General features: G+C 62.0%; 22 protein-coding genes. 13 read left to right on the top strand and 9 right to left on the bottom strand.

Translation table 11 applies throughout. From position 1 onward, the window contains the following. Positions 1-56: 56 nt before the first annotated feature. Positions 57-1,805, top strand: coding sequence for a thiamine pyrophosphate-requiring protein (locus OIM99_RS08965; protein WP_311849990.1), 1,749 nt, complete (start codon positions 57-59; stop codon positions 1,803-1,805). Positions 1,806-1,814: 9 nt separating this feature from the next. Here the strand turns inward: OIM99_RS08965 and OIM99_RS08960 are convergent, their stop codons facing one another. After that, entirely contained in the window at positions 1,815-3,212 is a 1,398-nt protein-coding gene (locus OIM99_RS08960; protein WP_311849989.1) for an MmgE/PrpD family protein, read from the bottom strand. A 109-nt stretch (positions 3,213-3,321) separates the two neighbouring features. Here OIM99_RS08960 and OIM99_RS08955 point away from each other — a divergent pair, with 109 nt between their 5' ends. Further along, a complete protein-coding gene (locus OIM99_RS08955; RefSeq protein ID WP_311849987.1) occupies positions 3,322-4,317 on the top strand; it encodes a tripartite tricarboxylate transporter substrate binding protein in 996 nt (331 codons plus the stop codon). A 50-nt stretch (positions 4,318-4,367) separates the two neighbouring features. Further along, a complete protein-coding gene (locus OIM99_RS08950; RefSeq protein ID WP_311849986.1) occupies positions 4,368-5,015 on the top strand; it encodes a flavin reductase family protein in 648 nt (215 codons plus the stop codon). Between the two features lie 30 nt (positions 5,016-5,045). Here the strand turns inward: OIM99_RS08950 and OIM99_RS08945 are convergent, their stop codons facing one another. The 3 genes from OIM99_RS08945 to OIM99_RS08935 all read right to left on the bottom strand — a co-directional run bounded on the left by OIM99_RS08945 (position 5,046) and on the right by OIM99_RS08935 (position 6,797). Further along, complete coding sequence (locus OIM99_RS08945) at positions 5,046-5,633, bottom strand: hypothetical protein (RefSeq protein ID WP_311849985.1); 588 nt, start codon at positions 5,631-5,633, stop codon at positions 5,046-5,048. A 122-nt stretch (positions 5,634-5,755) separates the two neighbouring features. After that, complete coding sequence (locus OIM99_RS08940) at positions 5,756-6,070, bottom strand: DUF962 domain-containing protein (RefSeq protein ID WP_311849984.1); 315 nt, start codon at positions 6,068-6,070, stop codon at positions 5,756-5,758. An 82-nt stretch (positions 6,071-6,152) separates the two neighbouring features. Further along, entirely contained in the window at positions 6,153-6,797 is a 645-nt protein-coding gene (locus OIM99_RS08935) for a TetR/AcrR family transcriptional regulator (RefSeq protein WP_311849983.1), read from the bottom strand. A gap of 144 nt (positions 6,798-6,941) precedes the next feature. On the opposite strand from OIM99_RS08935, the gene OIM99_RS08930 reads away from it, so the two are divergent. Genes OIM99_RS08930 through OIM99_RS08920 form a run of 3 tightly spaced genes read left to right on the top strand, consistent with a single transcriptional unit; the run spans position 6,942 to position 11,593 of the window. Next, positions 6,942-7,250, top strand: a complete 309-nt coding sequence (locus OIM99_RS08930) for a hypothetical protein (RefSeq protein ID WP_311849982.1) — start codon at positions 6,942-6,944, stop codon at positions 7,248-7,250. A gap of 3 nt (positions 7,251-7,253) precedes the next feature. Then, positions 7,254-10,409 carry a multidrug efflux RND transporter permease subunit gene (locus OIM99_RS08925; protein WP_311849981.1) on the top strand — a complete coding sequence of 1,052 codons (3,156 nt, stop codon included), beginning with the start codon at positions 7,254-7,256 and terminating at the stop codon, positions 10,407-10,409. Positions 10,410-10,423: 14 nt separating this feature from the next. Next, positions 10,424-11,593, top strand: coding sequence for an efflux RND transporter periplasmic adaptor subunit (locus OIM99_RS08920; protein ID WP_311849980.1), 1,170 nt, complete (start codon positions 10,424-10,426; stop codon positions 11,591-11,593). Between the two features lie 54 nt (positions 11,594-11,647). Here the strand turns inward: OIM99_RS08920 and OIM99_RS08915 are convergent, their stop codons facing one another. Further along, positions 11,648-12,610 carry a tripartite tricarboxylate transporter substrate binding protein gene (locus OIM99_RS08915; protein WP_311849979.1) on the bottom strand — a complete coding sequence of 321 codons (963 nt, stop codon included), beginning with the start codon at positions 12,608-12,610 and terminating at the stop codon, positions 11,648-11,650. A 55-nt stretch (positions 12,611-12,665) separates the two neighbouring features. Next, positions 12,666-14,024 carry an FAD-dependent oxidoreductase gene (locus tag OIM99_RS08910; RefSeq protein WP_311849978.1) on the bottom strand — a complete coding sequence of 453 codons (1,359 nt, stop codon included), beginning with the start codon at positions 14,022-14,024 and terminating at the stop codon, positions 12,666-12,668. A 120-nt stretch (positions 14,025-14,144) separates the two neighbouring features. Here OIM99_RS08910 and OIM99_RS08905 point away from each other — a divergent pair, with 120 nt between their 5' ends. Beyond that, a complete protein-coding gene (locus OIM99_RS08905; protein ID WP_311849977.1) occupies positions 14,145-15,053 on the top strand; it encodes a LysR substrate-binding domain-containing protein in 909 nt (302 codons plus the stop codon). 56 nt (positions 15,054-15,109) lie between these two features. Beyond that, positions 15,110-15,607, top strand: coding sequence for a hypothetical protein (locus tag OIM99_RS08900; protein WP_311849976.1), 498 nt, complete (start codon positions 15,110-15,112; stop codon positions 15,605-15,607). On the opposite strand, the gene OIM99_RS08895 is transcribed toward OIM99_RS08900, so the two are convergent. Both OIM99_RS08895 and rpmF read right to left on the bottom strand, forming a co-directional pair. Further along, positions 15,608-16,861: an alpha/beta hydrolase gene (locus OIM99_RS08895; RefSeq protein ID WP_311849975.1), complete on the bottom strand. Its 1,254-nt coding sequence runs from the start codon at positions 16,859-16,861 to the stop codon at positions 15,608-15,610. Between the two features lie 157 nt (positions 16,862-17,018). After that, on the bottom strand, positions 17,019-17,204 hold the full coding sequence (gene rpmF / locus OIM99_RS08890) for a 50S ribosomal protein L32 (RefSeq protein WP_311849974.1): 186 nt from the start codon (positions 17,202-17,204) through the stop codon (positions 17,019-17,021). 287 nt (positions 17,205-17,491) lie between these two features. Here rpmF and OIM99_RS08885 point away from each other — a divergent pair, with 287 nt between their 5' ends. Both OIM99_RS08885 and OIM99_RS08880 read left to right on the top strand, forming a co-directional pair. Continuing rightward, on the top strand, positions 17,492-18,403 hold the full coding sequence (locus OIM99_RS08885; protein WP_311849973.1) for a farnesyl diphosphate synthase: 912 nt from the start codon (positions 17,492-17,494) through the stop codon (positions 18,401-18,403). 17 nt (positions 18,404-18,420) lie between these two features. Next, complete coding sequence (locus OIM99_RS08880; RefSeq protein WP_311849972.1) at positions 18,421-19,146, top strand: DUF1345 domain-containing protein; 726 nt, start codon at positions 18,421-18,423, stop codon at positions 19,144-19,146. On the opposite strand, the gene OIM99_RS08875 is transcribed toward OIM99_RS08880, so the two are convergent. Further along, on the bottom strand, positions 19,143-20,021 hold the full coding sequence (locus OIM99_RS08875; RefSeq protein ID WP_311849971.1) for a LysR substrate-binding domain-containing protein: 879 nt from the start codon (positions 20,019-20,021) through the stop codon (positions 19,143-19,145). The genes OIM99_RS08880 and OIM99_RS08875 overlap by 4 nt on opposite strands. Before the next feature lie 90 nt (positions 20,022-20,111). On the opposite strand from OIM99_RS08875, the gene OIM99_RS08870 reads away from it, so the two are divergent. From OIM99_RS08870 to OIM99_RS08860, 3 genes are read left to right on the top strand one after another with little or no spacing between them, the layout of a single operon-like run. Further along, positions 20,112-20,849 (top strand): sulfite exporter TauE/SafE family protein, encoded by a 738-nt coding sequence (locus OIM99_RS08870; RefSeq protein WP_311849970.1) that lies wholly within the window; start codon positions 20,112-20,114, stop codon positions 20,847-20,849. 11 nt (positions 20,850-20,860) lie between these two features. After that, the gene (locus OIM99_RS08865; RefSeq protein ID WP_311849969.1) at positions 20,861-21,133 is read left to right on the top strand and encodes a hypothetical protein; all 273 of its coding nucleotides are present in this window, start codon (positions 20,861-20,863) and stop codon (positions 21,131-21,133) included. A gap of 35 nt (positions 21,134-21,168) precedes the next feature. After that, positions 21,169-22,350, top strand: a complete 1,182-nt coding sequence (locus OIM99_RS08860; protein ID WP_311849968.1) for a D-alanyl-D-alanine carboxypeptidase — start codon at positions 21,169-21,171, stop codon at positions 22,348-22,350. Positions 22,351-22,355 lie beyond the last annotated feature (5 nt).

Here is a 22,355-nt window from a genome sequence, read left to right as displayed (position 1 = left end):
TGGGCGCGCGAAACCTTCGCGCGCGCCAACAAACACAATAATAAGAGTGGGTGGAAATGAGCACGGATAATTTCTGGCAGACCTGCAAGACCGACGAATGGTCCGACGCCGTCGTCGCGGCGATGAAACAGGGCGGCATCGATCATCTCTTCTTCGTCTCGGGCACCGAGATCAATTTCTTTCAAGAAGCGATCGCCAAGGCCGAGCAGCGCGGCACGCCAGCCCCCAAGCTCGTCACCATGGTGCATGAATCCGTCGCTTTGAACGCCGCTCTCGGCTCGACCATGATCAGTGGCCGCCCCGCCGCCGCGATCGTTCACGTCGATGTCGGCACGTTTCACTATGGCGCGGCTTTGCACACCGCTTGGCGCGGCGGCTATCCGGTTCTGATCATGGGCGGCACGGGCCCGCGCGCCTTCCCGGGCTCGATGCCCGGCGCGCGCGACTCCCTCGTGCAATGGCATCAGGAGCCGCGCGACCAGAACGGCATCGTGCGCGACTATACCAAGGCCGATCATCGGCTCGAACATCAGGACAATCCCGGCCTCATCGTCAGCCGCCTGTTGCAGATCGCCATGAGCGAGGCACGCGGCCCGGTCTATCTGTCGATCCCACGCGAAACCGCCATGTTGCGCACGGGCGGCGAGTCGCATTTCCCGACAGCAGCGCAATTGGGCATCGCGCGCCCGGTGGCCCCGGCGCCGGAGGATGCCCGCGACATCGCCCGCTGGCTGGTCAATGCGCATAATCCGCTGGTCTTCGTCGAACGTTCCGGTCGCGATCCCGCGGCCGTCGCGGAACTGGTGCGATTGTCGGAGCTTCTCGCTTTGCCGATTGCCGAGAATGCCGGCGCCGACCGCATGAACTTCCCCCACACCCATGCCCATTTCGGCACCGGCGCGCGCTCGCGCGATGCCGACGTCCTGCTCATGCTGGATGTCGTCGCGCCCTTCATTCCCGGCCGCGAGTCACCCCCTGCCAATGCCAAAATTGCCTGGATCGGCACCGATCCCGTTCAATCGCGCTATAAGACGATGGAATATCGCGCCGACATCTGGTCACCCGCCAATGTGGCGCTCACCTTGCGCGCAGTCCACGCCGAAGCCGAAAAGCTGCTCGACAAAAGCGCGCTCGATCGCATCGCCTTAAGGCGCGAGAAGTTGGCGACACGCAAGCGCGAGATCGATGCGGACCTCGAACAGCAAGCCGCTGAAGCGGCCAAGCAAAGCCGTCCCAATGGCTGCTATGTCGCCCATGAACTCGGCCGCCTTCTGAGCCCAGAGGCGGTGCTGCTCAACGATGCCATCAGCAACGCCGATTTCGTGCGCGCCTATGCGCATCGTCAGACAAGCGGCAGCTATTTCCGCAGCGGCGGCAGTTCCGGCGGCTGGGGCTCGGGCGCCGCCTTCGGCGCCAAACTGACGGCGCCCGATCGCGATGTCGTGCTGGCAAGCGGCGACGGCTATTTCATGTTCGGCACGCCGATGGCCGCCCTTTGGGCGGCGAACTATCATAAGGCGCCCTATCTCTCCGTCGTCTTCGTCAACGGCAGCTATTCAACCGGCACGACCGGCTTGAAACGCATGTATCCGCAAGGCGTCGCAGTGGGATCTGACAATTACAGCGGCGGCATTTTCGATCCGCCGCCGGACTTCGCCAAACTGGCGGAAGCCAACGGCGGTTATGGCCGCATGGTCACCGAAACCGCCGATGTGGCACCCGCGCTGGAAGAAGGCTTGCGGCAAACACGCAAGGGCTCACCAGCCGTCATCGCCGTGCGCGTGCCGGGGCCTGTTCCCGTCTAACCACAGTGATCATCGCGGCTCGGCAAATGCCAGCGATTGCATCAATTCGCCGATCGACGTCTGCTTTTCCAGCGAAAAACAGATGTCGACGACGCGGTCAATCGCAGCATCGTCGAAGCGCCCATTGGCGCAATCGATGAACTTCTGTCGCAGATCGTCATCGCTCATTCGATTGTTCGTATTGCCCTTGGGATGATCGACACGGCGCTTCAGCACTTTCCCTGAGTGCGTGCGGATTTCGACCTCCGCCGCTGGCGGGATAGGATCGTATTCGGGGAGATGTTGCAGGACGACCTTATCGGTGAGCATGCGGATAACGGGATCTTCATACGCCGCCTCGGTGAAGGAGAATGGCGTCACTTTCCCCCGCGTGACGATGCTCAGCGCGGTCATGAAATAGGCGCTGTGGTCGGCCGTTTCCTTATTGTTAGGATATTTTTTCGCCGGATCACCATTGTGCTCGATGGCACGCTTGTTGGTGCGCACGACGATGCCATCGATATCTTCGGGCTGCAGGTCGTAAGCGCGAACCAGCTCGCTCGTTGCCGAGAGATGTCCCTGATTGGTCGATTCCGTCGGATAAAACTTGGTGCGCGCCTGCATGATGTAGGGTTCGTTCGGCGACGGCTTCAAATGGAAATTATCGACCCCACGCAAAAGCGAATGCGCAAACCCTTTATTCCCCTCGATGATGCGCTCGGGGCCGGTGAAGCCGCGCCGGGCCAGGAAAGCGCCAAGAACGCCACGTTCCACCATCAGACCGTCGGCCAGATTTTTTGTGTTGTTATATTCTTCACCTTCGGCGTCATTGACGGCAAGACCGACGGCGGCCGACCCGCCGATGCCCATCGCATGGGTGATCTGCTCCGCATTCAGCTTCAAAAGCCTGCCGGCGATCACCGCGCCGCCATACGGCATCACCGTTCCATGATGGAAACCCATCGGTGTCAAACCTTCGGCGAGACCGTCAACGATCCGGCCGATAACCTGATAGGCGGCAACGGTCGCGGCGATCACATCGCGCCCGGATGCTCCCAGCCATTCGCCCAGCGCGAAGACAGCAGCCAATGCATCGCTGGGATGCGCCCCACCGATCTTTCCCGGACTTTTGGGAAAGTAGAGCACGTCGTTGAAATCGAGATAGCGGATCATCGTTTCGTTGGCGATGATCGCCGACGAGACCGAGACCTTGGTGTTCTCTCCCAATAAAGTCGCCTGAGACGCGGGATTCAGTTCCTTGGCGACATCGCGACACGCAAGACAGGGGTCGGCATCGTAGGCGCCAATCGCACACGCCAATGTATCGAGGATGTGACGCTTGGCTTGATGGGCAACGTCCTTGCCCAACGAGTCGTAATTCCAGGCGATGGCCTCCTCGGCCAAGATTCGCGCTATCGGTTGGGACATCGTTTCCTCTTTTCACCGCTCTTTGGCGGTCACCTGACTTATTGCGGGCCTATCTGGAGTGTGTCAACATCTCGAAAAAGACGCACTGACGACATTCCTGGGAGGGAACATGTCTTACCTCAGCCGCCTCTTGCGGCACTTCAGCATCGCGCTATGCACTGTTCTCTTCGGCCTTCAGGCTTCGAACGCGCAGATATCCAATGCGGCTGACAACTACCCTCAAGACATCGTCCATTTCGTTTCGGGATATGCGGTGGGAAGCGGCGCCGATATTCTAACCCGCTACTTTGCCGAGCGTTTCGGCAGGCTTTCCGGCGCGACCGTTGTCGTGGAGAACAAGCCCGGCGCCACGGGCAATATCGCGGCCGGATATATCGCCCGCTCAAAACCCAACGGCTACGCCGTCCTGATCCATGCCGGCAGCGGATTGGCTGGTAACATGCAGCTCTACGAAGGTTCGGCCGTGGACGCCGACAAAGAACTGCAACTTGTCGCGACGATCACCAAGCAAGGAACGCTTCTCGTGGTGCCCGGCAAGAGCCGCATTCAAAATGTATCCGACCTTATTGACACGCTGCAAAAGAAGGGGACTACCGCGAAATACGGAACGTCGTCCACGTCAGGAACCATTGTTGGCGAAATGTTCAAAAAGGTCGCGGGCGTGAACGTCACACTCGTGAACTATCGCACCAACAACGACAGCCTGCGCGATTTGACCGGCGACCAGATCGACTATGTTTTGGTCGATCCTTTGCTGGCACTCGGTCAGGCCCGCAAGGGGAACATTAAAATCATCGCACTCAGCACGCCCGAACCGATGGCTTCGGTTCCCGATGTTCCGACCTTCAGGCAAGCCGGCGTGCAGTTGGACCTGACAGGCTGGTGGGCGATCGCGGTCCCCAAACAAACGCCTCGGGCGATCGTCGATAAGATGAACGGCTGGATCAACCAAATCCTCGCCACTGAGGAAACGCACAAATTCCTGATTGAAAACGGTGCTGATGCGTTCACCAGCTCGCCAGATGAAGCCCAGGCATTCCTTAGAAAGAGCATCGAGGATTGGCGCGCCTATGGCGATCTTGCCAAACTCGGCGGCCGCAATTGAGCTGATCGAGAACGCCTTCAGCCAGCCAGCCCAGTACGCGAGGAAACTTTATGCGCGCAGAGGATGTCGTCTATCAGCCGGAAAAATATTGGGATCGCCTCTTTGCGCCAGGTGGTCACGCTTCGATGATTACGACCGTCGATAAGGATGGACGTATCAATGCCGCGTCCTACGCAACGACCGTTCGCATCGTCCATAATCCCGTGCATATTGCCTTTACGACCGCCTTGGCCGGGCAGACGGCTAGCAACATTCGCGAGACAGGCCAATTCGTCGTCAATCTTCCCGCCTTTGAACGCGACATCCTCGAAAAGGTGCGCGTCGTCGGCTTGCCTTTCGCCAAAGGCATCAATGAACTCGACAAGGCTGGATTGACGGCTCTGCCCTCGAGCTTCGTCAAACCACCACGCATTCTCGAATGCACCCGCCATTTCGAATGTGAGGTCGTTTGGACGAAGGATTGGCTGAACCGCACCATGGTTGTCGGCAATGTCCTGGGCGCCTCCGTACACAGCGATCTCGTCGATGCGAAAGGCTACATTCTCTGGGACAAAATAAAACCCGTTGCCTTCTGCGGCGCGCCCTACGTCAACATGTTCGCGGGCAGCTACGAAACAATGGAAATCGACATGACCTATGAGGGACCGGAAGTTGTCGCCGCCGACAAAAGCGTGCGCAGCTATTTCGAAGACATGTGAGGACCGGCAGCCTCTCGCGCCGCTTATGCTTCAATGCATCGTGTTGTAAACGCGCACGATCCAATAGGCCTGATAGGTCAAGTGAACGAGCGCCACCGCGATCTGCACATTGCGGTTGGCCGAAATCCAACCGACGATGCAGAGCGCCAAGCCAATCGGCACCTGCACCAGATAATCGACGCTGAGACGCGTGAAGTAATCCGCCCCCTTGATCAGTGTGTCGATCACATCGAACACGAAGGTCGTGCCGAGGATGGCGAAGAACCAATGTCGTCGTTTGAGAAAGAAATCCTCGTAGCCGCCATATTCGGCGATATTGTCCGGAAACAGCAGCGCGGCCAGCAGATACAGCACCACCGCATAGCCGATCACGAAGATGAAGATACCGAAGGTCCAGCGATCGATGCGGCTGAGCCCGAACTCCCACCACCAGAACAGGATCAGTTCGACCAGGATCGACACAGCCCACAGCATGTGGAGCAGCGAAACCTTGTAACGACCGGGATGCTGGATGAAGCCGGCGACACCGGCCAGCATGCGGGTGATGCCAAGGCCGATGACCATGCCAAGCACGATACGGACATGGGGAAACAGTTCGTGCGAAACCGGAGTGTCCATGCGGCTGATGCATCCAAGCGGCTGTTTTCTGGCCGGAGTTTATGGCGCCCATGGTGACGGAATGGTTGACGTATCGGCCGTTTCGGCATCGGAAACGACCGCAAACACCCCGAAGTTCTCGACTACAGTTTCACCTTGCCGGTCAAAACCTGCCAGAACATCACCCAGTCGCCCATCAGCGAATAGATCGGATGTTTGAATGTGGCCGGGCGGTTCTTTTCAAAGAAGAAATGGCCGATCCAGGCGAAGCCATAGCCGCAGACGAGCGCGGCGAGCAGCCACCAGCCATTGCCGCGCAGGATCGCCACGACGATCAGCGCCAGCACACCGCAACTGCCGATGAAGTGCAGACGGCGCGAGGTGCGATTGGCATGTTCGGTGAGATAGAACGGATAGAATTCGCGAAAACTGGCGAAACGGCGCACGACATCGTTCATGACGTTCCTCCTGTCGTTGCGCGGCAGGATACGTCAAAGCAGCCGAAGGAAAAGAAAGATTCGACGCGTCAGTCAGCGTCGATCAGGCGCGCACCGTCTGTTTTTCCGGCGCTTTCTTGAGCGATGGCGCAGCAGCGCCCATCTTGTTGTTTTGAGCGAAAGCCCGGATCACCGCCTGGGCGACCGTGGTAAAATGCGCGCAAGGCCCTTGCACGCCAACGCTTTGGCGCGTCACGCGCGCGCCCTCGACCAACAGATAGAGCGCATCGGCCAGAAGATCGGCTTCGACAATGCCCGCGTCGCGGCAGAGCTGCACCAGCCTCTCGCGATGGCGAATCTTGAATTCCTGAATAAGGCGCCGGGCCGGATGGCCCTCCTCCGTCAGCTCGATGGCTGTATTGGCCATATCGCAGCCGCGACCGTCGCCGACGGCGCATTCCGCCGCCTTGCCGACCCAATCCTGGATGCGCGCCATCGGATCGTTGGGATGAGCGGCGAGAAGCTCATTCCACGCCGTTTCGCCGGCCTGTTCGACCTCGCGCAGCCAGGCGACGACGAGATCGTCCTTCGAGCCGAAATGACGATAAAGCGTCATTTTATTGGTATCTGCTGCCTCGGCGATGGCGTCGACCCCGACACCGCGAATGCCATGCTTTCGGAATAGGTCGCACGCCGCCTCGATAATCCGCTCCCGGGGTTTTCGCGTGGCTGCGATGGCTGTTTCCATGATGGTCACTCGCTCCTTTTAAAAAATTTGCCTAGCAGTCCCTTGACTAATGTTACCGATCTGTACCATAGTTACTTACCGGTAACACCCGGCCCGCAGGCCGTCAAGCCTGGAATGCTTTCAAACACCCACAAGGACAGTCAGATGGAACGCTCTCGCGCGGACCGGCGGATCAATGAACGTATCGACGATCTCCTCGACGATTCGCTTATTCAGACAGTCATGCGGGCCGATCATGTCAATCCGGCGGACGTCCGTGCCATTTGGCGCGCGGCGGCGGATAAGCTAAATCACAACCAATCAGCGCATGGCAAAGTTCCCCCGGCTGGCGGGCAACGGCCACAAAACCAGGCTAAAACGACCCAGCGGACCAAGCCCTGGGGCGCCGCCTGGCGCAAGAAACTCACTTCTTACGGACCGACCACGCGGTCGCAGTTCTGCGGACAGGAATAATCAATGGTCGGATATTTCATTCAGCGCCCGATTTTCGCGTCGGCCATCGCCATCATCATGATGCTGGCTGGCGCGATTTCGTATTTTTCGCTGCCAGTCGCGCAATTCCCCGATATTTCCCCGCCGCAGGTGGTGGTGAGCGCCATTTATCCGGGCGCCAGCGCGCAGGTCGTGGCCGATACGGTGACGACACCGCTGGAGCAGCAGATCAACGGCGTCGAGGGCATGGAATATATGTCGTCGGCGAGCTCCAACGACGGCTCGGCTTCGATCACCATCACCTTCAAGGTCGGCTATAACATCAACACAGCCGCCGTCGACGTGCAGAACCGCGTCTCACAGGCCTCCGCCGTGCTGCCGGCGATCGTCAACCAGGCCGGCGTGACGATTAAAAAGCAGAATCCGAATTTCGTCCTCATCGTTGACCTGACCTCGCCAGACGGCTCGGTCGATCCGGTGCAGCTCTCCAACTACGCCTTCTTCCAGCTCGTCGACCCGATCAAGCGTCTGCCGGGTGTCGGCGACACGCAGATTTTCGGCGAGCGGCGCTATTCGATGCGTATCTGGCTCGATCCCGACAAACTGGCCAATCTCGGCATCACCGCCACCGACGTACAGGCAGCCGTCGCCGAACAGAACGTCCAGGTCGCAGCCGGCAAGATCGGCCAGACGCCGGCGCCCGAGGGCACCGCATTTGAAATGCAAGTCAATGCCACGGGCCGGTTGAGCGATCCGGCGCAATTCGGCGATATCGTCGTACGTGCCAATGCCGCCAATGGCTCGGTCGTGCGGCTGCGCGACGTGGCCCGCATCGAACTGGGTTCCCTGCTCTATTCGTCGACGACCATGTTCGGCAACAAGCCGACGGTGGTGCTCGCGGTCTTCCAGGCGCCGGGCTCAAACTCTTTGGCCTTGAAACAGGCCGTCGAAAAGAAAATGCAGGAGTTGAGCGCTCGGTTCCCCAAGGGCATCGAGTACAACATGCATTACGACACGACGCGCTTCGTCTCGGCCGCCATGCATGACGTGTTGGTCACTCTGGGCGAAGCGCTCATCCTGGTCGTGCTCGTCGTCTTCATCTTCCTGCAGAGCTGGCGCACGACGCTCATTCCAACGATCGCCATCCCCGTGTCGCTCATCGCCACCATGGCGGTCATGCTGGCGCTGGGCTTCTCACTGAACATGCTCAGTCTGCTCGGCATGGTGCTCGCCATCGGCCTTGTGGTCGACGACGCCATTGTCGTCGTCGAAAACGTCGAACGGCAGCTCGAGGCGGGCTTGCCGCCTTTGGCGGCAGCGCGCAAGGCGATGCAGGAAGTGACCGGCCCGATCATCGCCACCACCGGCGTGCTGATGGCCGTGTTCATTCCCGTGGCCTTCATCCCCGGCGTGTCGGGCGCGCTCTACAAACAGTTCGCGCTGACGGTGGCGATCTCGGTCGGCATTTCGGCGTTCAACTCGCTGACGCTCAGCCCGGCGCTGAGCGCCGTGTTCCTGCGCCACGGCGGCCCGCCAAGCTTCTTCTTCTTCCGCTGGTTCAACACCGGGTTCAACTGGCTCTCGCATGCCTATTCCGACATGGTCCACGTCTTCATCCGCTGGCGCGTCACCCTATTGGTGGTGTTCATAGCGATTCTCGGCGCGACCTATTGGATCTCGACGCGCATTTCGTCGACCTTCCTCCCGGTCGAGGATCAGGGCTATTTCTTCGCCATCGTGCAATTGCCGGATGGCGCCTCCCTGGAACGCACCGACGCGGTGACCAAGCGGGTCCGCGACATCATCGCCGCCGAGCCCGGTGTCGATATCGTCGGTTTCGTCAGCGGCCTGAACTTCCTGACGAACGCGGCGCAGTCCAACTCCGCGGTCGTGTTCGCCATTCTCAAGCCTTGGGATGAGCGGCCGCCGGAGCAGAATGCCTCAAAGATCGTCGCCAATGTCCGCCCGAAACTGCTGCAAATTCCGGAAGGCATCGCCCTGAGCTTCGATCCGCCGTCGATTCAAGGTCTCGGTACCTTGGGCGGCTTCGAATTCCAGGTCGAGGATCTGGCCGGACGCGGCGCCGCGGCGTTGAACGAAGCGACGCAGGCGGTGATCGCCGAGGCCCGCAAACAGCCGGAACTCGACGGCCACCAGTTGTTCTCGGCCTTCTCCACCTCGACACCGCAGTTCAACTACGACCTCGATCGCAACAAGGCGAAACTGCTCGGCCTCAACCTGCCGGACATTTTCAGCACCTTGCAGATCTATCTTGGCTCGCTCTACGTCAACGACTTCAACTTCTTCGGCCGCACGTTCCGCGTGACCTTGCAGGCCGAACAAGGGGCGCGCGCCGATGCCGGCGACATCTCCAAGCTCTATGTCCGCAACAACAGCGGCGGCATGGTGCCTTTGAGCACGCTCGGCACGTTGAAGCCGATCGTCGGTCCAGAAAGCGTCCCGCACTACAACAACTACACCTCGGCCAAGATCAACGGCGCCGCCGCGCCGGGCTTCAGCTCCGGTCAGGCCGTGGAAGCGATGGAACGCGCCGCCAAGGCCGCTCTGCCGCAGGACTTCGGTTATGAGTGGACCGGCATCACCCTGCAGGAACTGCGGGCGGGCTCGGTCGCCACGATCATCTTCGCCTTGGCGATCGTGTTCTGTTTCCTGATCCTGGCGGCACAATATGAAAGCTGGACCATGCCCTTCATGGTTCTGCTGGCGGTGCCCTTCGCCCTGTTCGGCGCTTTGCTCGCCATCTGGGTGCGCGGCATGCAGATCGACGTCTACTCGCAGATCGGCTTCGTCATGCTGATCGGCCTGGCGGCGAAGAACGCCATTCTGATCGTCGAATTCGCAAGGCTTCTGCGTGAGAGCGGCATGTCGATCATCGACGCGGCCGCCGAAGCGGGCCGGCTGCGTCTGCGTCCGATCTTGATGACGGCCTTCGCCTTCATCCTCGGCGTCGTGCCGCTGATGATCGCCCAGGGCGCCGGCGCCGCCAGCCGTCAATCGATCGGCACGGCCGTCTTCGGCGGCATGCTCATCGCCACGGTCCTGACGCTGGTCTTCGTGCCGGTGTTCTACGCAGTCATCGAACGCATGCGCGAAGGCCGCGAGGCCGATCACAACGTTCCGCAACATCACACGGTGCCGACCACCGGACCTGCCGAATAATTGGAGTCTTTGTTATGGGAATCGCGAAGTCAGCTGTTGTCGGCACGCTCGTCGTGGCTATCGCCGTCGCAGCCTATGTCACCCGATCGAAATGGATCCCCGGGGGTGGCGGTGAACAAACCGCCAATGCGGCGAATGCACCGTTCGCCATGCCTGTGCCGGTGACCTCAGTCGTCAAAAAGTCCATCCCGATCTATTATGAATATTCGGCACGGACCGAGGCGATCAGCAGCGTCACCTTGCAGGCCAAGGTCGCCGGCTACATCCAGGCGCAGCCGGCCACCGACGGCAGCGACGTGAAGAAGGGCGATCTGCTCTACCAGATCGATCCGCGCGACTATCAAAGCGCGCTCGATCAGGCGATCTCCAATCAGAAGCGCGACAAGGCGGCGCTCGACTACGCGCGCGCCAACACCTTGCGCGGCCAGGATCTGATCAAGAGCGGCTATCTGTCCAAGGATCTCTACGAGCAGCGCCTCAGCGCCGAGCGCCAGGCCGATGCGACGCTCGCCGCTGATGAAGCGGCGGTGCGGGCGGCGCAGTTGAACCTGAGCTACACCGAGATCCGCGCGCCCTTCGACGGTCGCCTCGGCCGCAACCAGGCCCCCGTCGGCACGTTGATCAGCTCGATCGGCACGGTGCTGAACACGCTGGTCTATCTCGACAACGTCTATGTCACCTTCAATCCGGCCGAGACGGAACTGCCGGAAATCCAGAAGGCGCGCGCCCAGGGTCCTGTCATCGCCGAGGTCTCTTTCCCCGGTGAGGACGAGGCCCGCCACAAGGGCGAGCTGACGTTCATCGACAACAGCGTCGATCGCCTGACCGGCACGATCACCGCCCGCGCGACGATCAAGAACGCCGACAAAAGCCTGCTGCCGGGCCAATATGTCCGCGTCCGCCTGCTCCTGCGCGAACAGCCGAACGCGCTGCTCGTGCCGCAGGTGGCGCTCGGCTCCAGCCAGCTCGGCAAATATCTCTATGTCGTCGGCGAGGGCAACAAGGTGGAACTGCGTCCGATCACGCTGGGCCGCACCGAAGGACCTCTGGTCGTCGTCCAGAGCGGCCTCAAGGACAGCGATCAGGTGATCTCGGGCAATCTGCAGAAAATCGGCCCGGGCATGCCCGTCCAGCCGCTGCCTCCGCAGCAGAACGGCCAGAAGCCACCAGCCGGAAAGTCGTAAGACAAAAACAAAAGCCCCTCCCGACAGTGTCGCGAGGGGCTTTTTTTCAGAACGTTATTCGATGCGGACGTTGCCCGCCTTGATCACACGGTTCCAACGCGCGAAATCCGCATCCACCCGCGCTTGAAACTCAGCGGCGGAACTGCCGATCGCATTGGTCATCTGCGCCTGCAGCTTTTCGCGCACCGCGGGCTCCGCCAGAATGCTCTTGGCCTCGCTCTCAAGCTTGGAGGCGATATCGGCGCTGATCGGCTTGGGCGCGATGAGGCCGACCCAGGCATCAGCCACCACTTCGGTCAGGCCCACTTCTTCCAATGTCGGCAGATCGGGAAACTGTTTCATGCGCTGCGCAGCGCTGACCGCCAGCAGGCGCAATTGGCCATTCTCAGCGAGCGGCGCGACAGCGCCGATTGGAAGCATGCCCATCTGGACATCGTTTCTCAACAGCGCGGTGATCGCATCCGGTGAACCACGAAAGGGAATGTGAACGACCTTCGAACCGCTTTGCAAAGCCAGCGCCTCCATCGCCAGATGCGACAGGGAACCATTGCCGATCGAACCATAGTTATATTTGCCGGGATTGCTCTTGAGCAGATTGATGAGATCGCCGACCTTTGTCACCGCAAGCTCCTTGCTCACGACCAGCGCGCTCGGTTGTGAGGTGATGATCGAGATCGGCGCCAGATCCTTGGCCGGATCATAGGGCATGCTCGGCATCAGAAGCGTGTTGATCGCCAACGGCCCGATGATGCTCACGCCAATCGTATAGCCATCGGGCGTCGCTTTCGCCACGGCCGCCGTGCCCAGGTTGCCGCTGGCACCGGGCTTGTTTTCGACGACGAAAGGTTGCCCGAGCCGCGCCTGCAAACGATCCGAGACGATGCGGGCAGCCACATCCGGAGTCGATCCGGCGGAGAAAGGCACCACGACGGTCACGGCGCGCGTCGGCCAGTCCTGCGCGAGAGCCGCGCCAGACATCGCCAATAAACTCGACAAGACAAGAAAACTCTTTCGCATCATTTTCCTCCAATCTGCGAATTGAATGGTTCGAGAGTCCCCGCCCTCGATGTGGTCACGGCATGTCGGTGCCGAGATAGACGCCCTGCGCCACAAGCGTTTTCTGGAGTGCCGGGATATCGACGGCGCGGCTCGTTCCGTTGCCGGAGGCGACGATGGCGGCGGCGGTGCCCGCAGCCTCGCCCATCACGAAACAGGCGCCCGACACGCGCGCCGCCGATTGCCCGCCGTGGGTCATCGACGCGCAGCGGCCGACGACGAAAAGATTGTCGAGCCCGCGCGGCAGCAACATGCGGAAAGGCAGATGATTGAAGCCCCGGCTTCCCGGAATATCAGGCCAGCGCAGCAGAATGTCGCCGGCGACATGATCCTCGATCGGCCACCCGTTGACGCCGATCGTATCCTCGAAACTGGCGCAGCCGAGCACATCCTCCTCGCTCAGCACGTAGTCGCCGAGAATGCGCCGGGTTTCACGAATGCCAAGTTGCGGCGCGATATCGACGATATAGGCGTTGGCGAAAGCCGGCACGGCTTCCTTCAGCATACCGAAGGCTTCGGCGATCTGTCGCCGGCCCGCGATCTCGCCGTCGCTGAGCTGCTGCGCATCGACGCCATTGACCGGCGTGCGATCGGCATTGGCGACCTGCGTCAGGTTGGCCCGCCATTCGATCTCATGGTGCTGCGGCCGGATGATCGGTGTCTTGCGCGGAAAGCGTCGCCCACTTTTTTGCTCGGCCGCTTCCATGAGCGCGGGAAAGCTCGTCCAGGCGCGCGAGCGCGCCGCCTCGCGGTCCACATCGTTGATGCGAAACATCGCCGAGGGAAACATGATGCTGCCATCTTCGGCGCCGACTTCGAACGGCGCGCCAGCCCAGGCCGCCAGATCGCCATCGCCCGAGGCATCGATGAACACGCGGCCGCGCACCGCACGGCGGCCCGATTTGGTTTCGACCAGAACCGCGCCGATCTGGCGCGGCGTCTCCATGATCACACCGGCGCCTAAAGCATGGAACAGAAGCTTCGCGCCGGCCTCCAGCAACAGCGCATCGGCGGCGATCTTATAGGCCGAGGTGTCATAAGCCTGGGCGTTGATCTTACCGAACACCAGATGCGGTGCCTTCAGGCCATCCAGTCTGTCGATCCGCGCCAGCAGATCATCGGCAATGCCGTGAACCACCTGATCGATCGTGCCGAAGCGATTGGCATGCAGGCCGCAGAAATTGGTGACGCCGGCGGCCGTGCCCATGCCGCCAAGAAAGCCATAGCGTTCGATGAGCAGGGTCGAGGCACCGTGCCGGGCGGCGGCCACCGCCGCCGCGATCCCGGCCGGTCCGCCGCCAAGGACGACCACGTCGAACGTGCCAAAAATCTCGGTGCGACGGCTGGGTTCAACAATGTCAGCAGAGCCAACCACGGGGTCCTCCATCGGTTCCGTTATTGGCCGTGCTGTTAATATCTTCCATTTTGAATGAGAATATCGAATATTGAGCTATCTATTTTCGCATTTCGCGAAAGATGAGCCGAAGATTGAGCCATGGATATCGTCCAAAACCTCAAGGCCTTCCTGGCCGTGGCCCAAACCGGCAGTTTCTCGGCGGCGGCCCGCCAGGCCGGGCTCGCCACCTCGGTACTGACCAAACGGGTCGACCAATTGGAGGCTCAAACCCGCACGAAACTCTTTCTGCGCACGACCCGGCGCCTCACCCTGACCGAGGACGGAAGCCGCTGGCTCGGACAGGTCCGCACCGTGGTGGCCGACGTCGATGAACTGCTGCTGGAAGCCGCGCGCCCGACACAGGACGCCGCCGGCGCGATGCGTGTCAAAGTGCCGACGACTTTGGCCGTGCGTTATCTCGGCGACATGCTGGGACGCTTTCAAAGACGCCATCCCAAAGTGACGCTCGACATCGTGCTGACGGACCGTGCGCTCAATCCCGCCGAGGAGGGTTTCGACCTTGCGGTATCGGTTTTTCCGGAATCCTTCTCGGGCGTCGTCGATGTCCCGCTCTGCGCGCTGAACCGCACGCTGTGTGCTTCAGCGGATTATCTGGCGCGCCATGGCACGCCGCAGCATCCCCGCGAACTGGCGAAGCACCAGATTCTCAACTTCTATCCCACCGGTGCGACGTGGCGTTTCGAAAGCGCCACGGGCCCGGTGGCGGTCGACGTGCGCCCCCGCATGAGCGCCAACGATGGCCAGGTGCTCTTGGCGGCCGCGCGTGCCGGAAACGGCATCGCGCTGTTGCCGAACTATCTGGCGCTTCCCGCTTTACGGACCGGTTCGGTGGCCGCCGTGTTGGAAGATTTCTCCCCACCGGAACTTTGGGTGCGCCTGCTGGTTCCCGAACGACGCGTTTTGGTGCCACGCGTGCGTGCCCTGATGGATTTTCTCACGGAAAGCTTTCGCTCGCCGCCCTGGGAACAGATCGAGCCCAACGAATAGCCCGGCTTTTCCGCCCCGCGCCTTATCGGCGCCTCGATTTCTTTTGAGGATCGCCCATGCGTCTCTTCATCGCCTTCACCACGCTCGCGGCTCTGCTCGCCTCAAGCGCAACCGCCCAGACCCCGGAGCCCGCCTGTCAGGCCATCACCAAGGCCATGCTGATCATGAACGATCAGCCCGGCGTGCGGCAGGTCTCGGCCATCAAAGGCAATGGCGGCGAGGATCAGGTCGAGGCCATTCTGCTGCCGGATGCCATGTATATCCGCGACGACAAACAATGGCGCCGCATGCCGATGGATGCGACCCGACGCAAGAGCATGGCGGAAGCGGCTCTGTTGCAGATGCCGTTGAGCGATTGCACCGGCCCGCAAAGCGAGATGCTGAACGGCACCGCGATGAACGTCTATCAATACAAGCAGCCGAACCCGATGAAGCCCGGAGCGAAGACAGCGGCCAAACTGTGGATCGGCGCAAAAGACGGCCTGATGCATCGCATGGAAGCCGAGACCGTGACGCAGACCATCGAATACGGCGACTTCAAGCCGCCGCTCTGATCAGTAGCGCGTGCCGACGACGCGGCCGGTGGAGCTCGCCGTGTCCTGCACATGCGTCCCGAGATCACGCAATTGCTCGTCGAGATTGTCGCGGGTGCGGCCATCGACGATGGCGATCGGCGCCGACAACGCCACGCCAGCGGCGGTGCCGACGGTGGCGGCGGCACCCGTGGTGATCTGCGCCAAACGATCGCCGAGCCCTGAATGTCCATCGCCCAATGTCTGTCCGGCCGCGAGCCGCGTGCCGATCAACTGTACGATCTGCGGGCTCTCGGCGAACTTAGTATGACCCAGTGAGTCGCCGCTCTTGATATCGGTGAGATCGAGAACGTTGATGCGTTGCTGCGCCAGCATCGTCCGATAGGGCTCCTGCCGTGGATCGATCATGCCGATACGCGGCGTGCCGCCCCAGATGCGGCTCGAAATCGCCAAAGCCTCGTCGTTCTGCGCCACGAACAAGGTGAAAGGCGGCCGCTTCGCGCCCATTTCGACGATCTGCCGACGGAACACATCGACATCGACATCGGGCGCCGCCAGCATGACGCTCTTGATCTTCGGCGCGATGGCGCCGTTGCGGATCGCCATCTGCCGCAAGGCTTCCAGGGTCACGAGATTGCCCATGGAATGGGCGAGCACCGAGATTTCGCGAACGGCGGGATCCCTGGCGAGCCCCTGCAACACCTGCTCCAACGCGTCACGCGAATAGTTGGCGCTTTCGCGATCGTAGGTATAGGCGAGCAGACGTCCCCGCGACGGCCAGGTGAACAGCACCGGCAGCGCATCGACCTTGGAATCATGGGCGATCTGCGCAAGGCGGAACACCGCTTCGCCAAAGCGCGTATTATAGCCATGGACGAAAACCAGCACGCGACGATGCGATGTGCGCGTCAGCCGGTCATGAAACGTCCGCAGCGCCTGTTTCTCATCGAGCCGCTGCGCCTTCAGGACGACGAACTCGCGCGCCGGGTTGGGCGGTTGCGAGGGCCACTGCACTTCGCCGACGGTGCGCGCACCATCGGGCGGAATGGCCATTTTGATGTCGGCGAAATTGAACGCCTGATCGCGCTCGCCCGTATACATGCGCGCCGGATTGGCATCGGGAGCGCGGGTGGTGGCGACGAGAAGATCGACGGTCGAGCCACCGGGGGCACCGGCGGCGACGGGCAGCAACGTGTCTTCCGGCCGGCCGCCGCATCCTGCCAGGAGCAGCGCAATACAACCCAAGGCCGGCAATACCCGCAACGCCACACGCATCATCGACCCCGCAACAGCCCGATACCGACCGCGCCGCTCTTATGCCCGATCTCGGGCTTGAGCGAAACCGCGGAAATCGCAGCTAACAAACCGAACCGCGCGCATGCGAAAACGGCCGGCGCGAAGCCGGCCATTTTTAATCAACCGCAGAGGCGGATTAGTCGTTCGAGCGGACCTTGAGGACCTGACGGCCCTTGTACATGCCGGTCTTCAGATCGACATGGTGCGGACGGCGCAGCTCACCCGAATCCTTGTCTTCGACATAGGTCGGCGCCTTGAGCGCGTCAGCCGAGCGGCGCATGCCGCGACGGGAGGGGGAGGTCTTTCGCCTGGGGACAGCCATTTTAAACTCCACATAACATTTGCGGTTTGACGGACCGATCGAACGGAGAAACGTCAAACCAAGATGCGCCGCGCGTGGCTCCCGCCTCGCTGGCTGGCATCAATTCCGAATTCTGGGCGGCTCTTACACGGAATAGCCCGTTCTGGCTAGGGCTTTCCCGCCTGCCCACGGCAGAAACCGTATAGGAATATTATCCGAACGGCTTGTCAAACCTGCCCGCCGTCCGTCCCGGCGCCTTGACCCCTTTCCGGCGATCGGGCAAGCCCGGAGAAACCGTGGAGAAGCAGGTGAATCCAGAGTTTTCGGAGCGTTTGACCGAGGCCGCGACGCGTGTCGAAGCCAAGCTCGAGCAGCTGCTCTCGCACCAGCCCCAGGAGGGCGAAATCGCCCGCCCGGTACGGCTTATGGATGCCATGCGCCACAGTGCCCTGGGCGGCGGCAAAAGGTTGCGCCCCTTCCTGCTGATCGAAAGCGCCCGCCTGTTCGGCCTCGACGGCGAAGGGCCGCTGCGCGCCGCTTGCGCCCTGGAACTGGTGCACTGCTATTCCCTCGTCCACGACGATCTGCCGGCCATGGACGATGACGATCTGCGCCGCGGCCGCCCAACCGTTCACAAGGCCTTCGACGAAGCCACCGCCATTCTCGCCGGCGATGCTCTGCTGACCTATGCTTTCGATGTTTTGGCCCATGACGCCACCCACGCCGATGCGCAGGTGCGAATCAGACTGGTGGCGCGTCTGGCGCAAACCGCCGGCTTCGGCGGCATGGCAGGCGGCCAGATGTTCGATCTGATGGCCGAGCGCGCCATGGCGCCTTTGCCGCGCGCTGAAATCGAACGGTTGCAGCAGATGAAGACCGGCGCACTCCTGCGCTATGCGGGCGAGGCCGGCGCCATTCTCGGCCGCGCGTCGGCAGCGGACCTCGATGCCATCATCGCCTACAGCACGGCGCTCGGCGCTGCCTTTCAGGTTGCCGACGATGTTCTCGATGCCGAAGGCGACGAAGCCGCCATGGGCAAACGCGTCGCCAAGGATGCGGGCCGCAACAAGGCCACTCTTGTTTCTCTGCTCGGACTCGATGAAGCTCAGCGTTTGCGCGATGGACTTGCCGATCAGGCGATCGCCGCGCTCAAACCTTTTGGCCAGCGCGCCACGATCCTCGCCGAAGCGGCCCGTTTCACGGTCGCGCGAGACCGGTAAAGAAGGAAAGGCGAGCCGTGGCGGATCAAAAAGAACTGGCTGCCAAGGAAACCGCTCCCAGACGCGGCGCCCTCGCCCGCAACATCCAGGCCCGCTGGCGGCTTTTGGTGTGCATCGCCGTCGGCTTCGTCTGCACTTTCGCGCTGCCGGCAAGCTGGGACATCAACACCCGGGCATTGATCGGCTGGAATGTAGCGATCTGCGTCTACATGATCGAGATATTGGTCAAAATGCGCGGCGCCACCGCCGCTTCCATTCGCCACCGCGCCGAGGAGGTGGATGAAGGTCGCTACATCGTCCTGGTGCTCACCATCCTCGCGGCCATCGCTGCCTTCATCGCCGTCATCGTGCAATTGAGCGCCGCCAATTCCTTGAAGGACAGCAGCAAGACGCTTCATCTCGGTCTGGCCGTGCTGACGATCGCCACCTCATGGAGCTTCATCCACCTGGTCTTCGCTCATCACTACACCCACGAATTTTTCATCGAGCGCGACAGCGAGAAGCAGCTCGCGCCGGCGGATCGCGGCGGCCTGCGCTTTCCCGGCGACCAGCCCCCGATCTTCAGCGACTTCATCTATTTTTCTTTCGTCATCGGCGTCGCTTGCCAGACGGCGGATGTTTCGGTCTCATCGCGACCGATGCGCCAGCTCGCCACGATCCATTGCATCCTGGCGTTCATCTTCAACACCACGATCCTGGCGCTGACGATCAACATCGCCGCCGGCCTTTTGGCGGGGAGTTAGTCGGCCGCCTTCACCGCCCTGGCGTGCAGCCAGTCGCGAAACAGTTTGAAGGCCGGTTCGTCACGACGATGTTCGCGAAACATCAGATACCAGCTCATGCCTTTGGAAACGGTCAGCGCCAGCGGCGCCACCAGGCGCCCGGCGTGAATGTCGTCGTCGATGTAAGGCCGCAGGCCGAGTGCGACGCCGACGCCATCGGCGGCAGCCTGCAAGGCTTGCCCATAGACTTCGAACACCGGCCCACGCGCCACAAGATCGGGACGCCCAGCGGCGGCGAGCCACGTCGGCCAGTCCTGCGGCGCATGCGCCACCCGCAGCAAAGTCGCCTCACGCAAATCCGCCACGCTCGTCACCTGCCGCGCCAGGGCCGGCGTGCAGACCGGCGTCAGATCCGCTTCGAACAACCGTTCGCTGATAAAGCCGGCCTCGCCGCCGGGCGCGAGCTTGATGCCGCAGGTCCAATCCTCGGCGAACGGCCCGGCGATGCCGCCCGTCGCGAACCGCACCTCCACATCGGGCGCCACCGTGCGGAAATCCGCCAGACGGGGGATGAGCCAACGGATCGCGAAGGTCGGCCCGACGCCGACCGTCAGCACCCGGCGGTGGCCGAAACTCGCCACATGCTCGCTCAGCCGGACGAGGGATTCGAAGAGCGGCGTCAGCCCGGCGAGATAGGCCTGGCCCGCCGGCGTGAGCGTCAGCCGGTTCGCCTCACGCTTAAATAAAGCGGTGCTGAGCCGTTCTTCCAGCAGCCGCACCATCCGGCTGATCGCAGAGGATGTGACGTTCAATTCCGTCGCAGCAGCGGCAAAACTGCCCAGACGGGCGGCCGCCTCGAAAGCCTTGATGCCGTTCAGATACAGATAGCGGCTCACCCTTACCCCCTAAAAAACTGAGGCTGAGGGTGATTTAACTGCGTTTGCGCCGCCCCGGCAATCCGCCCACAAGAGGGCCGGAGAACTTCAATGTCGATTTTGCTGATGGCGGGGCTGGCCGCCGTGATGGTTTTCACCGCTTTCCTGTCGGGCATTTTCGGCATGGCCGGCGGGCTCATCCTGATGGGCGTGCTGTTGGCGCTGCTGCCCGTGCCCGAAACCATGACGCTGCACGCCATCACCCAGATGGCCTCGAACGGCTGGCGCGGCGCGCTCTGGTACAAACATGTGCGCTGGCATGCCGCCACCGCCTTTCTCGCCGGCAGCGCTCTGGCCTTCACCGCCTGGGCCTGGTGGCAATATGTGCCGCCGACCCCGCTGGCGTTTCTGCTGCTGGGCGTGTCGCCCTTCGTCGCCCGCATCATCCCCGAAAGCCTGCGGCCGAACCCGGCCCGCCTTCTCAACGGCATGGCCTATGGCGCGGGCTGCATGGCGCTCCTGTTGCTCACCGGTGTCGCCGGACCGCTGGTCGACACCTATTTTCTCGGCGGCACCTTGGAGCGACGCGAGATCGTCGCCACCAAGGCCGTCTGCCAGCTCTTCGGCCATCTCGCCAAACTGACCTATTTCGGCGGCCTCATCACCGATGGCGGCAGCGTCGATCCGCTTATGGCGGGAATCGCCGTGCTCGCCTCCATCGCCGGCACCACGGCGGCGCGACCGATCCTCGAGCGCTTGAGCGATACGCAATATCGCCAATGGGCCGGCCGCATCATCGCCGCGATCGCCTCCTTCTATGTGGCGACCGGCTGTTACCTGCTTCTGTGACGGAGCCTGCTATGACCAAGGAACTCAGCCTCGACCCACTGATCGGCGATCTGGTGGAATGGGTGGCGCGCGAACCGCGCACCTATGCGGATGTCCTCGATGCCTGGCGCACCTCCTGCCCGCGCCTGACCGTGTGGGAAGACGCGATCGAACGCGGTCTGCTCGCCCGCACTCGGGACGATGGAACGGCGATGATCAGCGTGACGGACGCAGGCCGCCAATTTCTCGCGACGCGTCACGTCAATGTGGGTGCCATGACCGGCGCCGCACTAGCGAAACAGTAGCGCCTATCTGGGCGACGGTGATAGAAAAGACCACCATGTGGTCTCGCCTGTTCGCCCTCGCCTTGCTCTTGCTTCCTGTCCCGGCTTTCGCCGGCGTCAAGGAAGACGTCGCGGCGCTCGCGCCCACGGGGGTGGTGCTGGTACTGGATGCCAACGGCAACGAACTGGTGTCGCAGAACGCCGATACGCCCTTCGTCCCCGCCTCGGTCGCCAAGATCGTAACCGCCTGGCTAGCGATGGATGTTCTGGGTGGCGACTATCGTTTCGAGACCCGTTTCTACATTGACGACAACCGCGTGCTCTATATACGCGGTGGCGGCGATCCCTTTCTGATCTCCGAAGAGCTGGCGCCGCTGGCCGCCAATCTGGTCGCCAAGATCGGCAAGAAACCGATCACCGGCATCGTGCTGGATGGCAGCTATTATCCCGCAAACATCCGCATCCCCGGCATCGAGAACACGGGCGAAGCCTACAACGCTCTGAATTCCGCCCTGGCGGTGAATTTCAACACGGTCGCCGGCGTACGCAAAGGCAATACGGTGCTCTCCGGCGAGCCGCAGACGCCGATCACGCCGCTGGCGATCAGCCAATTCCTGCAGCGCGGACCGAAAAAGGCCGGCCGCATCAACCTGAGCCAGGACCCGGCGATGAGCCTGCGCTATGCGGGCGAATTGATCGGTGCCTTCGTCACCCAGGCTGGCGGCAGCGTGAAGGGCAACGTCTCGGCCGGCTCCGTCCCCCAGGGGCTGGCGCCGATTTACATCCACCGGCAGTCGCGCCCGCTCTCGCAGGTCATCATCCAACTGATGTCCGGCTCGAACAATTACATCGCCAACCAGGTTTTCCTGGAGACCGGTGGAAAGCGCCTGGGCGGGCCGGTCAGCCTCGCGAAATCGCGGCAGGTCCTGAACGAAAAGCTCGCCGCCAACGGCCTCGACAAGACCATCTATCTCGAAGAAGGCTCAGGCATCAGCCGCGACAACCGTTTTACCGCGCGCGGTCTTGCCAAAGTGCTCGCACTCTTCGCTGCGCATGCCGATCTGTTTCGCGGTCATGACGGCGGCATGAACAAGACCGGCACCATGGACGGCGTGCGCACGCTCGCAGGCTTTGCCGACACCAAAAGCCACGGCCGCGTGCGCTTCGTGATTTCGCTGACGAGCAACGATGGCAGCCTGCGCTTCCGCCTGCTGCGGGCCATCGCGGCGGGGCTTTAGCGGAA

This window comes from Methylocella sp. CPCC 101449, from assembly GCF_031921685.1.
Classification (GTDB): domain Bacteria; phylum Pseudomonadota; class Alphaproteobacteria; order Rhizobiales; family Beijerinckiaceae; genus Terripilifer.
The sequence above is the reverse complement of the archived record's forward strand: the minus strand, read 5'-3'. Positions and strand labels throughout refer to the sequence as shown.

Coding starts and splice junctions, on each gene's coding strand:
- OIM99_RS08965 (WP_311849990.1), top strand. CDS start 57: ATGAGCACGGATAATTTCTGGCAGACCTGCAAGACCGACGAATGGTCC.
- OIM99_RS08960 (WP_311849989.1), bottom strand. CDS start 3,212: ATGTCCCAACCGATAGCGCGAATCTTGGCCGAGGAGGCCATCGCCTGG.
- OIM99_RS08955 (WP_311849987.1), top strand. CDS start 3,322: ATGTCTTACCTCAGCCGCCTCTTGCGGCACTTCAGCATCGCGCTATGC.
- OIM99_RS08950 (WP_311849986.1), top strand. CDS start 4,368: ATGCGCGCAGAGGATGTCGTCTATCAGCCGGAAAAATATTGGGATCGC.
- OIM99_RS08945 (WP_311849985.1), bottom strand. CDS start 5,633: ATGGACACTCCGGTTTCGCACGAACTGTTTCCCCATGTCCGTATCGTG.
- OIM99_RS08940 (WP_311849984.1), bottom strand. CDS start 6,070: ATGAACGATGTCGTGCGCCGTTTCGCCAGTTTTCGCGAATTCTATCCG.
- OIM99_RS08935 (WP_311849983.1), bottom strand. CDS start 6,797: ATGGAAACAGCCATCGCAGCCACGCGAAAACCCCGGGAGCGGATTATC.
- OIM99_RS08930 (WP_311849982.1), top strand. CDS start 6,942: ATGGAACGCTCTCGCGCGGACCGGCGGATCAATGAACGTATCGACGAT.
- OIM99_RS08925 (WP_311849981.1), top strand. CDS start 7,254: ATGGTCGGATATTTCATTCAGCGCCCGATTTTCGCGTCGGCCATCGCC.
- OIM99_RS08920 (WP_311849980.1), top strand. CDS start 10,424: ATGGGAATCGCGAAGTCAGCTGTTGTCGGCACGCTCGTCGTGGCTATC.
- OIM99_RS08915 (WP_311849979.1), bottom strand. CDS start 12,610: ATGCGAAAGAGTTTTCTTGTCTTGTCGAGTTTATTGGCGATGTCTGGC.
- OIM99_RS08905 (WP_311849977.1), top strand. CDS start 14,145: ATGGATATCGTCCAAAACCTCAAGGCCTTCCTGGCCGTGGCCCAAACC.
- OIM99_RS08900 (WP_311849976.1), top strand. CDS start 15,110: ATGCGTCTCTTCATCGCCTTCACCACGCTCGCGGCTCTGCTCGCCTCA.
- OIM99_RS08895 (WP_311849975.1), bottom strand. CDS start 16,861: ATGCGTGTGGCGTTGCGGGTATTGCCGGCCTTGGGTTGTATTGCGCTG.
- rpmF (WP_311849974.1), bottom strand. CDS start 17,204: ATGGCTGTCCCCAGGCGAAAGACCTCCCCCTCCCGTCGCGGCATGCGC.
- OIM99_RS08870 (WP_311849970.1), top strand. CDS start 20,112: ATGTCGATTTTGCTGATGGCGGGGCTGGCCGCCGTGATGGTTTTCACC.
- OIM99_RS08865 (WP_311849969.1), top strand. CDS start 20,861: ATGACCAAGGAACTCAGCCTCGACCCACTGATCGGCGATCTGGTGGAA.
- OIM99_RS08860 (WP_311849968.1), top strand. CDS start 21,169: ATGTGGTCTCGCCTGTTCGCCCTCGCCTTGCTCTTGCTTCCTGTCCCG.